Annotated in this window: 11 protein-coding genes; 8 read left to right on the top strand and 3 right to left on the bottom strand. The window is 44.5% G+C overall.

Annotation, left to right across the window (positions count from 1 at the left end; all coding sequences use genetic code 11):
- Positions 1 to 14: 14 nt before the first annotated feature.
- A complete protein-coding gene (gene rnpA / locus AC1DLI_RS23805) occupies positions 15 to 386 on the bottom strand; it encodes a ribonuclease P protein component (RefSeq protein WP_477606977.1) in 372 nt (123 codons plus the stop codon).
- Positions 387 to 513: 127 nt separating this feature from the next.
- Positions 514 to 648 carry a 50S ribosomal protein L34 gene (gene rpmH / locus AC1DLI_RS23800; RefSeq protein ID WP_308997689.1) on the bottom strand — a complete coding sequence of 45 codons (135 nt, stop codon included), beginning with the start codon at positions 646 to 648 and terminating at the stop codon, positions 514 to 516.
- Positions 649 to 1,288: 640 nt separating this feature from the next.
- Here rpmH and dnaA point away from each other — a divergent pair.
- The 6 genes from dnaA (at position 1,289) to gyrB (ending at position 7,736) form a co-directional block, all read left to right on the top strand.
- Complete coding sequence (dnaA, locus tag AC1DLI_RS23795; protein ID WP_308997690.1) at positions 1,289 to 2,644, top strand: chromosomal replication initiator protein DnaA; 1,356 nt, start codon at positions 1,289 to 1,291, stop codon at positions 2,642 to 2,644.
- 322 nt (positions 2,645 to 2,966) lie between these two features.
- Positions 2,967 to 4,109: a DNA polymerase III subunit beta gene (gene dnaN, locus AC1DLI_RS23790; RefSeq protein WP_477606976.1), complete on the top strand. Its 1,143-nt coding sequence runs from the start codon at positions 2,967 to 2,969 to the stop codon at positions 4,107 to 4,109.
- Between the two features lie 36 nt (positions 4,110 to 4,145).
- Entirely contained in the window at positions 4,146 to 4,361 is a 216-nt protein-coding gene (yaaA, locus tag AC1DLI_RS23785; protein WP_477606975.1) for a S4 domain-containing protein YaaA, read from the top strand.
- Between the two features lie 27 nt (positions 4,362 to 4,388).
- Positions 4,389 to 5,498 carry a DNA replication/repair protein RecF gene (recF, locus tag AC1DLI_RS23780; RefSeq protein ID WP_477606974.1) on the top strand — a complete coding sequence of 370 codons (1,110 nt, stop codon included), beginning with the start codon at positions 4,389 to 4,391 and terminating at the stop codon, positions 5,496 to 5,498.
- Positions 5,499 to 5,527: 29 nt separating this feature from the next.
- Positions 5,528 to 5,779, top strand: coding sequence for an extracellular matrix regulator RemB (gene remB, locus AC1DLI_RS23775; protein WP_012772007.1), 252 nt, complete (start codon positions 5,528 to 5,530; stop codon positions 5,777 to 5,779).
- A gap of 46 nt (positions 5,780 to 5,825) precedes the next feature.
- Positions 5,826 to 7,736: a DNA topoisomerase (ATP-hydrolyzing) subunit B gene (gene gyrB / locus AC1DLI_RS23770; RefSeq protein ID WP_477606973.1), complete on the top strand. Its 1,911-nt coding sequence runs from the start codon at positions 5,826 to 5,828 to the stop codon at positions 7,734 to 7,736.
- Positions 7,737 to 7,767: 31 nt separating this feature from the next.
- On the opposite strand, the gene AC1DLI_RS23765 is transcribed toward gyrB, so the two are convergent.
- Positions 7,768 to 8,541, bottom strand: coding sequence for a YheC/YheD family protein (locus AC1DLI_RS23765; RefSeq protein ID WP_477606972.1), 774 nt, complete (start codon positions 8,539 to 8,541; stop codon positions 7,768 to 7,770).
- A 287-nt stretch (positions 8,542 to 8,828) separates the two neighbouring features.
- Here AC1DLI_RS23765 and gyrA point away from each other — a divergent pair, with 287 nt between their 5' ends.
- Positions 8,829 to 11,312: a DNA gyrase subunit A gene (gene gyrA, locus AC1DLI_RS23760; RefSeq protein ID WP_477606971.1), complete on the top strand. Its 2,484-nt coding sequence runs from the start codon at positions 8,829 to 8,831 to the stop codon at positions 11,310 to 11,312.
- Between the two features lie 102 nt (positions 11,313 to 11,414).
- A complete protein-coding gene (locus AC1DLI_RS23755; protein ID WP_477606970.1) occupies positions 11,415 to 12,488 on the top strand; it encodes an HD-GYP domain-containing protein in 1,074 nt (357 codons plus the stop codon).
- Positions 12,489 to 12,919: the final 431 nt, after the last annotated feature.

Raw genomic sequence — 12,919 nt, 5'->3', positions numbered from 1 at the left:
CCGGCAAAATCACGTCAATCTGCCTGCTTTTCCTTTGTGCTCGCTGTGCTCTTCAGCAAACCGGCTTTCTTCAATACATGAAGAACGCTTTTCTCCATTTCCTTCATCTTCATCAATGTAGCTGGCTTTCTTACTATTAGAATGAAGTCGGTCCTTGGAACAATTCGATTTGCTTGATGACGAACGATTTCCTTTATCATTCGGCGCATCCGGTTGCGCACAACCGCATTGCCTATTTTCTTACTCGCGGACACACCTAAACGAAAAGGTTCCGCCGATGGCTGCTTAGACCAATAAACGACAAACTGCCCATTCGCAAACGATTTACCGCCTCGATAAATACGGCTAAAGTCTTCACGGTTGCGAAGACGCAATTTTCTATGCACGACTGATGGCCACCGTTCCCTCATTGATCTTCTAAGTATCACCAGTAAATGAGCAGCATAAGCAGCTGCTCACCCACTCCTCATCCTCATAAGCAAAAAAAAAAGACCACCGGACGTGGTCTTCTGCTTATGCGCTCAGTACTTTTCTTCCTCTTTGACGACGCGCTGCCAAAACTTTACGTCCGTTCTTCGAGCTCATCCGTTTGCGGAATCCATGCACTTTCGCACGTTTGCTAACATTAGGTCTAAATGTAGGTCTCATCGTTCTGCACCTCCTATACTGCGTGTTTCCAATTAAGCGTAAACGGCTCTCGCCGTCTTAATGGACGGAGCAGCATCGTTTCGCGGTGTAATATAAGCAGCGATATAAGTGTGCTACTTATAAAGTCTTATATTTAAAAAAACGCTTTTTTTATTAAACCATGTTGGCCGCCAAAAGTCAATGATCAGGTCTCACGCCAAATTGTTGATAAATGTTTTTCGAATGCCTCTGTGGATAAACGCATGAAATATCTTCTTTTATCAAAAACTAATAACATGTGCACAATCCACAGGCACCTTGAACGAACTTTGTCGAAATCTTAACAAGATATAAACAATATGTAGTGGTGTAGATAACTTTTATGCACAAGCAGTTGAGAATGTGGATAAAATATGCGAATTCGTTGAAATATAAGGGATCTTTTGCTATGATAATTATGTTTTCATTGTGGATTAGATCATTATTGCCTCAGTTTTATCAACAGCCTGTGGATAACATTGTGAACAAACTCATCCCCTATTTATAACTCATCCAATTATTATTCTGTATAATGTGGATGTTTTCGTTATAATACCCTGATTTTCGACATTTTTTCTTGCAACTGCGCCATTCGTGGCGATTGGATAAGGAGTGACAGTCTGTGGACAGCCATACCTATGATTTATGGCAGCAAGTGTTGTCGATCATCCAGACTAAATTAAGCAAACCGAGCTTTGACACCTGGTTCAAAGCAACGAAAGCTTCTTTTGTCGATGATTCTATGCTTGAAGTAACAGCGCCGACAACATTTGCGGCCGAATGGCTGGAGGGCCGTTATACGAAGCTAATAAGAACAACATTGTTTGAATTTTTGGGCAGACAGGTTGATGTTCGCTTCTCTATTGAGGAACCGAAGGGTGCGGAGCCTGCTTATACGTTCCAGCCAAAAACGGTAAATTCCCCTGTTATGAACGAAGAAGCGACACCTACTCATATGCTTAACCCGAAGTATACGTTTGATACATTCGTCATCGGGGCAAACAACCGTTTTGCGCATGCGGCATCGCTTGCGGTAGCGGAAGCACCGGCCAAAGCTTATAATCCATTGTTTTTGTATGGCGGCGTAGGGCTTGGAAAAACCCACTTAATGCACGCAATCGGCCATTACATCATGGATCACAATCCAAATACGAAGGTTCTATATATTTCGTCAGAGAAATTTACGAATGAATTCATTAATGCCATTCGTGATAACAGGGGCGAAAGCTTTCGTACAAAGTACCGCAACATCGACGTTCTACTGATCGATGATATTCAATTTCTCGCTGGGAAAGAACAAACGCAGGAGGAGTTTTTCCACACCTTTAATGCGCTCCACGAGGAACGTAAGCAAATTGTCATCTCGAGTGACCGTCCGCCAAAGGAAATTCCGACGCTAGAGGAACGGCTTCGCTCACGCTTTGAATGGGGGCTCATTACCGATATTCAGCCGCCGGACCTGGAGACGCGGATTGCAATTCTGCGAAAGAAAGCTAGGGCTGAAAATTTAGATATCCCTAACGAAGCGATGATCTATATCGCAAACCAGATCGATACGAACATCCGTGAATTGGAGGGTGCCCTCATACGGGTAGTCGCTTATTCCTCCTTAATAAATGCGGATATTACGTCCCATTTGGCTGCAGAAGCGCTTAAGGATATTATTCCGTCCAGTAGGCCTAGAATGATTACGATGCATGACATACAGACGAAGGTTGGAGAATTCTACGGGCTGCGGCTAGAAGAGTTTAAAGCGCGGAAACGGACAAAAGCCGTTGCGTATCCGAGGCAAATCGCCATGTATTTATCGAGAGAGCTCACCGACTTCTCACTTCCCAAAATCGGCGAAGCATTCGGCGGCCGTGATCATACGACAGTCATTCATGCGCATGAGAAAATTACGCAGCAGCTGAAGATCGATCAGGACCTGTACAAAATCGTCCAAAACCTGACCGAAAAAATCAAAAATCATATGTGAACAACTAAGCAAGCCTATGCACACGCTATGCACATGTGGATAGGCTTGCTTTATCAGTCTTCCAAGGGGTTATCCACATATTCAGGGCCCCTACTACTACGACTACTAAAAATCTTTAAAAAAACATCATCAAATAAGCGTTAACGGAAGATTCCTTCCTTCAGCGATAAAAGCTCGTTTCGCGACGTTATACAAGCTTTGTACAACGTTCAAATTTATACGCTCATCTTTTAAAAATTAACAGCAAACGCCTTTTCTAAAAACTATCGTTTCGTGCAGGCTCTTACTTGGATGAATTTATAAGAACGCTAGGAGTGAAACCATGAAATTAACAATCTCAAAAAATGAATTAAACGATGCGATCCAGCAAGTAGCCAAAGCTGCTTCTTCACGTCCTGCCATACCTATTCTCGGCGGTATCAAAATCGAGGTTACCCATCTTGGCGTAACACTTACCGCGAGCGACACCGACATCTCCATTCAAAGCTTCATCCCTGTGGAAAGAGATCAATTCGTTATTGCACATGTGGATAAACCCGGCAGCGTAGTACTGCCAGCTAAATTTTTTGTCGAAATTGTAAAAAAGCTTCCTTCCGAGCAAGTCGTTATTGACGTAAGCAATACTTATCAAACCATCATTCGCTCCGGCTCGACTGAAATTCAGATGGTTGGACTCGATCCAGAAGAATTCCCGGTGCTACCTTCCATCGAGCAAAACGAATTATTGCAAATGCCGGGCGATCTATTAAAAGCGATGATTCGTCAAACCGTTCTAGCTGCTTCGGCAAGCGAACAAACGCCAATTTTGACAGGTGTGCTTTGGAATTTGCTCGAAGGCGAGCTTAAATTTGTAGCAACCGACCGCCATCGGCTTGCAAGCCGCACGGCTCAAGTAGATACGGACGCACAATTTAAATTCAGCAATGTCGTTATTTCGGCAAAAACGCTCATTGAGCTTTCAAAGCTCGTTCCGGAACATAACGCTCTTGTAGATATCGTTGTAGCAGACAATCAGGTTCTATTTAAGCTTGGCAACGTATTGTTCTATACGCGGATTCTTGACGGCACCTATCCCGATACTTCTAAGATTATTCCGCAAACCTTCAAAACAGAACTTGTTCTGGATACAAAAAATGTGATGGATGCGATCGACCGTGCCTATCTGATGTCCCGTGAAGAAAAGACCAATATCGTACGCCTTATAACACTGGAAGACGGGGCGATTGAAATCTCTTCTAGCTCCACGGAGCTTGGCCGGGTTACGGAGCAGCTTGAACCAAAAGAGTTCAATGGCGAGCCGCTTAGAATCGCATTTAACTCTAAATATATGCTTGATGTTCTTAAAGTTATTGACAGCGAGCAGTTATTCATCGGCTTTACAGGGGCTATGAGCCCGATTATTATTCGTCCTATGGATCATGCATTCAGCATGTATGTCATCCTGCCTTACCGCACAACCGGTTAATACCAGGTCCAGCCCAAGAAAGGAATGAGCTTTTCGATGAAAGAAATTGGCATCAAAACAGAATATATAACGCTAGGGCAGTTTCTAAAGCTGTCCGATTGCATCTCAACCGGCGGACACGCTAAGTTTTTTCTTCAAGAGAGCACCGTTATCATTAACGGAGAAGCAGATAATCGGCGAGGCAGAAAGTTGTATGCTGGGGATAAAGTAGAGGTTGAAGGCTGCGGCGTATTTACGGTTGGTAAAGCGTAACGCACCAATGGACCGGGAGGTCGAAACGTGTTTTTAACGAACATACAGCTGCAAAATTATCGGAACTATAGTGATCTTGATTTGCAAACGACCAATAAGGTAAATGTATTTCTCGGGCCCAACGCCCAGGGAAAAACAAACCTGCTGGAAGCCATCTTCGTACTAGCACTAACGAAATCACATCGAACCTCCAAAGATAAGGAGCTTATTGGCTGGCAAGCCGATGCTGCGCGCATTTCAGGCGAGGTCGATAAGAAATACGGATCGATTAAGCTCGATCTCCTCTATTCGGCGCAGGGGAAAAAGGCTAAAATTAACGGACTTGAGCAGCGTAAACTAAGTGATTTTATCGGTTCAGTCAACGTTGTAATGTTTGCGCCGGAGGATCTGGAAATTGTAAAAGGAACGCCGGGTGTGCGAAGACGGTTTCTCGATATGGAAATCGGTCAGGTGCAGCCCGGCTATTTATATACCCTGCAGCAGTACGGGAAGGTGCTTCAGCAGCGAAATAATTTTCTGAAAGCATCGTATCCTGGAGGGGCAAATCAGACGATGCTGGATGTATGGAATATGCAGCTGGCAGAGCATGGTGTTAAAATCATGAAAAAAAGGAAACACTTCATACATAAATTACAAACGTTTGCAGAACAAATCCATGCGGGCATAACGAACGGTGCTGAGCAGCTCACAATTGAGTACCGCCCTTCTTTCGATACGGATGCCCAGCAAGATGAACCTGTTTTATTTGATCAATTTATGATAAAGTTAACACAGGTGAAAGATCAGGAGATTCGCAGAGGGGTTACGCTAGTGGGGCCGCATCGCGATGATCTGGCGTTTTTTATAAACGGCAAAGAAGCACAGACATTCGGATCCCAAGGGCAGCAGCGAACGACGGCCTTATCTTTAAAATTGGCAGAAATAGAGCTCATTAACGAGGAAATTGGTGAATATCCGATTTTACTGCTTGACGATGTGCTATCGGAGCTCGATCAGAACCGTCAAACACAGCTTATTGAGACGTTTCAAAGCAAAGTACAAACCTTTATTACAACGACCGGCCTTGAAAGCGTGAATGTAAGCAGGCTTCAGGATGCCGGCATCTACCATGTGCATGGCGGCCGAGTGACGCGTTAGGTGCGAATAGGAGAGGTGAGGAAGAGGACATGTACATCCATTTGGGCGGCGAGAAAATAATTAGGGCTGCGGAGCTGGTGGCCATTTTTGATATTTCTATCGAGCAATCCTCCAAACTTTCCAAGCAATTTGTTGCGGGAGCACGCAAGCGCAAGGACGTTGAAACGATAGGCGAGGAAGAGCCGAAATCGATCGTTGTAACGAAGCAGAAAATATATTATTCGCCTATTTCATCCTCTACGTTGAAGAAACGCGCCCATCATTTTGCGGCGAACGGCTAGAGCGAAGGCGATCAGGAACAGCAGTTGAGAGGAGCAGTGAAGTTGCATGTCTTTGGAGCAGCATACGTATGACGAGAGTCAGATACAGGTCTTGGAAGGATTAGAGGCGGTACGCAAACGTCCGGGGATGTATATTGGCTCCACCAGTGGCAAAGGTCTTCACCATCTCGTATGGGAGGTTGTCGATAACAGTATTGACGAGGCTTTGGCTGGTTATTGCTCAAGAATCGAGGTTATCGTACACGAGAATAACAGCGTAACCGTTATTGATAATGGCCGCGGTATTCCTGTAGGCGAGAATGCAAAACTGAAAAAATCGACACTAGAGGTCGTTATGACCGTTTTGCATGCCGGGGGTAAATTCGGCGGTGAGGGCTATAAAGTATCCGGCGGTTTGCACGGCGTCGGTGTATCTGTCGTAAACGCGCTGTCCGAGCTCGTCATTGTTCAAGTAAAACGCGAGGGCCACATCTATCAGCAAGAGTACCGCAAGGGTGCTCCGCAGTATGATATTAAAATAATTGGCGATACGACGGAAACGGGCACACAGGTCACGTTTACGCCGGATAGCGAGATTTTTACGGAAACAACCGTTTATGATTATGAAACGCTGCAGTCGCGTATTCGTGAACTGGCGTTTTTGAATAAAGGCATTGAGATCGTTCTTTCCGATGAACGCACGGGCGTATCGAATACGTTTATGTACGAAGGCGGAATCATCGAATTTGTAAAATATTTAAACCGCAATCGCGAGCCGCTTCATGAGCTGCCGATTTATGTCGAAGGCTCCAAGGACCATATCCATGTAGAGGTCGCATTGCAGTATAACGACAGCTATACAGAGAACATCTATTCTTTTGCGAACAATATCAATACGCATGAGGGCGGTACGCATGAATCCGGCTTTAAGAGTGCTCTTACGCGTATTATTAATGACTATGCACGCAAATCGAACTTGATTAAAGACAATGACTCCAACTTCTCCGGAGACGATGTGCGTGAAGGCTTGACTGCGATTATTTCGGTCAAAATTCCAGAGCCGCAATTCGAAGGACAAACAAAGACCAAGCTTGGTAACAGTGAAGTTCGCGGAATTGTGGAATCCTTTTTTGCCGAGAAGCTGCAGGAATTCCTAGAGGAGAACCCGTCGGTTTCACGCAAAATCGTAGAGAAAGGCTTACAAGCCGCACGTGCCCGTGAAGCAGCGCGAAAAGCGCGTGAGCTGACTCGTCGGAAAAGTGCACTCGAAGTAGGTTCATTGCCTGGTAAGCTTGCAGATTGCTCCTCCAAGGATGCTTCAATCAGTGAGCTTTACATCGTAGAAGGTGACTCTGCCGGCGGTTCTGCTAAACAGGGTCGTGATCGTCACTTCCAAGCCATTTTGCCGCTTCGGGGTAAGATTTTGAACGTAGAGAAAGCACGTTTGGATCGGATTTTGGGCAACGCGGAGATCCGGGCTATCATTACAGCGCTTGGTACGGGCATTAGCGATGAATTTGATTTGGCTAAGGCTCGTTATCACAAAATCATAATCATGACTGATGCCGACGTCGATGGCGCTCATATTCGAACGCTCATGCTGACGTTCTTCTATCGCTATATGCGTCAAATTATTGATGCGGGCTATATTTATATTGCTCAGCCTCCGCTATTTAAAATTGAGCGCAATAAAGTGATTCGTTACGCGCAAACCGAGAAGGAACGCGATCGGATTATTGCTGAATTTGGCGAAGGCGTCAAAGTAAACGTCCAGCGTTATAAAGGACTCGGCGAGATGAACGCTATTCAGCTTTGGGAAACAACGATGGACCCGGAAAGCCGTACGATGCTCCAGGTAACGATCGAAGATGCGATTGAAGCTGATGTCGTTTTCGATACGCTTATGGGTGATAACGTTGAACCGCGCCGTGAGTTCATCCAGAAATACGCTAGATACGTAACGAATCTAGATTTCTAAAGCGTGTAAATGGTAAAGAAGCAGCCGCCAATTATGGACGTCTGCTTCTTTTTTTGAAACGGCCATAGGCAACTGCATAGCGGTATACCTTATGAAACACGCTTTGGTCGGGCAGCTTTCGAAAGATAAAGGGATCAGGTAATGTATTGACTTCTAAGATCCATGGATGAAGATTGGCATCAATTGCAATGTCGACTCCTAATTCTTTTATGTTAGGATAAGCAGCCTCGAGATTTTTTGCGATGGCAATACTTAGTTTTCGCAATCTGTTTTTGAACGCAGCCAGCTCTGAAGAGTTGGTATGGTCGCTCATTAACCGCTCCAGCGCCATAGGGGTTCCGCCGCTGTGGTAATTTGTAACAATTTTTGCTGGATGCGCAAGACGTCCGATAATTCCTGTTGCTTCCCATTCCTTGCTTGGATTTTTTTGCACCATGACACGAATGTCGAAGCGGCGTTTCTGATGACGAAGCAAGTGGATTCCTTTTTGAACGATGTATTGCCGATTCTTCTTTTGTTTCGCAAGCTTTTGGTAAAGCTCCTCAAAAGTAGGGAAGAACAAAATACGCTTTTCTAGCTGATAGCGGTAACCGAGGGCGGGTTCAGTCGTTCTTTCTATTCGAGTAACGCCATTGCCAAAAGTACCGTTAATAGGTTTGAAGTAGACCATTCCATATTCACTCAGCATGGATTGAAGATTAGTGCGTCCAAATAACTTCGTTGTAGGCATATATTGACTTAAATACTCTGATTTGAGCATGATATTTGTTTTAGCCCATTTGCTCTTAACACGTCGAATGCTCAACGGTTTTTCTCCTCTCGCGTTGTTTCTTTTCTCCGAACGGAATTCAAATGATGAAGGAGACAGACTTGGAATTGAGTGGTATAATGAAAGTTGGGTCTGTTTATTTTATGGCGGTTTTCCATGTATGGATAGCGGGAATTTACCTATTTTTTTTGAAGAATGAAGCCTGTTTTACCGGAATTTCAAAAGCAAGAGCTAAAAATGTTTATATGCTCGCTTTTTGAGAAAGTAATATAAGAGTTATGTTGATTTAAGAGTAGCTATAGATGGCGTCAGGGAGGTAAATCATGGCGGAAGAACAACGTATATCTATAAGAGATCGGGATATTGGTACGGAGATGCGGGATTCCTTTATGGATTACGCAATGAGTATCATTGTAAGCCGTGCTCTTCCCGATGTTAGGGATGGTCTAAAGCCAGTGCATCGACGTATTTTGTTTGCGATGTCAGAGCTAGGCATGTCACCGGACAAGCCTCATAAGAAGTCGGCGAGAATCGTAGGAGAAGTAATCGGCAAGTACCATCCGCATGGTGATTCAGCAGTATATGAATCGATGGTACGGATGGCGCAGGATTTCTCTATGCGTTATATGCTCGTTGACGGACATGGTAATTTTGGTTCAATTGATGGCGACTTTGCAGCAGCCATGCGTTATACGGAAGCTCGTCTTTCGAAAATAGCAATGGAACTGTTACGTGATATTAACAAGGAAACAATTGATTTCGCACCCAACTATGACGGTGAAGAATCGGAGCCAGTAGTACTTCCGGCACGTTATCCGAATTTGCTCGTAAACGGGGTTACGGGTATTGCGGTAGGTATGGCTACGAACATTCCTCCACATAACCTGAACGAGGTTATCGATGGAGTACAGGCTCTAATTGTTAACCCTGACATTACGCCAGTCGAGTTAATGGAATATATAAAAGGTCCAGACTTCCCAACAGCCGGATTCGTAATGGGCCGCCAAGGCATTCGTCAAGCTTATTTGACAGGGCGCGGTTCGGTAACGATGCGGGCGCGGGCAACCATTGAGGAGAATAACGGCAAAGCGCGCATTATTGTGCATGAGCTGCCTTATCAAGTTATCAAAGCTCGTTTGGTTGAGAAGATTGCTGAGCTCGTTCGCGAGAAAAAGATCGAGGGCATTACGGATTTACGCGATGAATCTGACCGCAACGGAATGCGTGTCGTCATTGAGCTTCGTAGAGACGTTAACCCAAGCATCGTGCTGAATAATTTGTACAAGCATACGCAGCTGCAGTCCAACTTCGGGATTAACATGCTGGCGCTCGTAAATGGAGAGCCTAAGACGCTTAACATCCGAGATATGCTTTATCACTATTTGCAGCATCAAATCGAGGTTATTCGTCGTCGTACCGAGTTTGAACTTAAAAAAGCTGAGGCAAGAGCTCACATTTTGGAAGGTTTGCGCATTGCGCTTGACCATCTGGATGAGGTTATTGCATTAATTCGTGCTTCTCAGACGGCCGATCAAGCCCGCGAGGGATTGATCACAAGATTCTCACTCTCACATGAGCAGGCGCAAGCGATTTTAGATATGCGTTTACAGCGTCTGACTGGTCTGGAAAGAGACAAAATTGAAGCGGAATACGCAGAGCTAATGCGTAAAATTGCTGAATATAAAGCGATTTTGGCCGATGAACAGCTTGTTCTTGATATTATCAGCACGGAGCTAAATGAATTAAAAGAACGCTTCGGTGATGAGCGCCGTACAGAGCTAATGGCGAGTGATGAAGAAATTCTAGACGAGGATCTCATTCCTCGCGAGGATGTTATCATTTCGATTACTCATACAGGCTATATCAAGCGTTTGCCGGTAGGTACTTATCGCAGCCAGAAGCGGGGCGGTAAAGGCGTAGTCGGCATGGGCACGAAGGATGATGACTTTGTTGAACATCTATTCGTTTCTAATACGCATCATTATCTATTGTTCTTTACAAACAAGGGTAAGGTGTACAAGCTAAAAGCCTATGAGATTCCTGATCTTAATCGTACTGCTCGCGGAACGCCAATCATTAACCTTATTCAAATTGAACAAGGCGAGACGATTAATGCGGTTATACCGGTGCAGGAGTTCGATTCTGAGCACTACTTGTTCTTTGCAACAAGACAAGGGGTTGTGAAGAAAACACCTCTGGACGATTATGTTAACATCCGGAAGGTCGGACTAATTGCTATCTCGCTTCGTGAGGATGATGATCTCATTGGCGTGAAGTTGACTGATGGTAATCAGGAAATTATTATGGGTACGGCGCAAGGGATGTCCATCCGCTATTCGGAGCAGGATGTTCGATCCATGGGACGTTCAGCTACAGGCGTTAAAGGTATCCAGCTCGATGATAACGATACCGTTATAGATATGGACGTTATCGTACCAGAAAAGGATATTCTGATTGTTACATCCAAAGGTTACGGAAAGCGGACTCCAGTGGCCGATTATCGTATTCAAAATCGTGGCGGTAAAGGCATTAAGACGCTTAACGTTACCGATAAGAATGGACCGATCGTATCCCTTAAAGTCGTTGAGAACGATGAGGATCTTATGATCATGACCGCTTCTGGTACGATGATTCGCACGAGTATGGAGGGCATCTCAACGATGGGCCGAAATACACAAGGGGTAAAGCTCATTAATACGCGTGAGGATGATACGGTAGCAACTGTAACACGTGTAGCTCGCAGCGAAGAGAATGAAGTGCTTGATGAGAACGAGGAGCAAGACGGTAGCGAAACACCAACAGAATAATGATAAAAGACACAGCTGATACCGTCATCGTACGGATCAGCTTGTGTTTTGCAATTTTAATACATATGTCGAATATATTCACTTACAGGGGAGAGGACTCTTGTGGCGGCGGTAACGTTATCACATCTTAAATTAGGCGATAAAATCATTGAAGATGTCCTCACCCCGCTTGGCGGTGTTCTATTTCAAAAAGGTAAAGTCGTTACACCTAAAGAAGTAGAAATACTGCAGGCATTCCTTATTACAAGTGTTGAAATTGAATCAAACCAAGCGTCAAACAAAACACGCGAGGATACAGTTGAAGATTCAAGCCAGGAAGCAACTCCGGTATTCGTGGAATCTCCCTTGCATGAAGAGTATGACAAAATGGTCATTGTTTTGCGCCAAGTATTCAATTCTTTTGTAGCTGGGCAAGCAATGCCAGTAATGGACATCCGCAAACAGCTAGAGAAGATGCTGGAGCATATTAAGAGCTATAACTTGCTGACCTTTGTACCGCGTCAATTTGTGGAGAAGGATTACTTGATCCATAATAGTATCACTTGTGCATTAACTTCTTATCAAATCGCGCAATGGACGGGTTTTCCTCAAAAGGATTGGATGCAAATCGCATTTGCCGGCTTATTGCATGATATTGGGAACGTTAGGATCGATAAGATGATTCTCACCAAGCCCAATCCGTTATCAGCGGAAGAGAAAGAAGAAATGATGAGGCATACCGTTCTTGGTTACCAGCTGCTCAAAAATGTCCCTGCCCTGAACGAGGGGGTAAAGATGGCTGCCCTGCAGCATCATGAGAAGGTTGACGGTTCGGGATATCCGCTTGGCATAGATGCGACGAAAATTAACCCATATGCCAAGATTGTAGCTATTGCAGATATTTTCCACGCAATGACCTTGAATAAGGCATATAGGAAGGCTGCCTCTCCGTATCTCGTACTTGAACAAATTCAAAGTGATTCGTTCGGAAAGCTGGATCCGACTTATGTCCGTACATTTGTAGAGAAGGCGACTCAGTTCCATAATGGCACGATCGTCAGGCTTAGCGATGAGCGTGTTGGAGAGATTGTGTTTTCGGAACGCAACTACCCTACGAGGCCATGGGTATCCATTGAAGGGGTAATCGTAAACCTAATCGTGGAGCGACATCTTCATATTAAAGAAGTACTAAGATAAGTTACTCTTATTATAATGAACAGTAAGTACATCCATGTCACGCTGAGACTTATGTTTTAGCTGCGTATCCTTGTACTTACTGTTTTTTTTATATGCAGTATGAATAATAAAGGAATGACGGGAGACATTATATTTTGTTGAATCGACCCGTTGTATTTCTTAGTTTGAGCGAGCAATACCGGTTATAAAAAGGGGCAAAATGCTAAAACAAAAACTTTTTCGCAAATAAAGAAAAAAACACTTGCAATGCCATAGGCGAACATGATATATTATCTAGGTCGCCAACGAGACACACGGCCGACACGAAAGAAAAGATTGCTCTTTGAAAACTGAACAACGAGTAATAACTGCCTCGCAAATCCTTCGGGATAAGCGAAAAAGCGATAAAAAGTAATGAGCATTTCAAACACCAATTTGGAGAGTTTGATCCT

The sequence above is a fragment of the Paenibacillus sp. 01T443 genome, from assembly GCF_056398325.1.
This window is presented reverse-complemented; position numbering and strand designations above follow the sequence as displayed.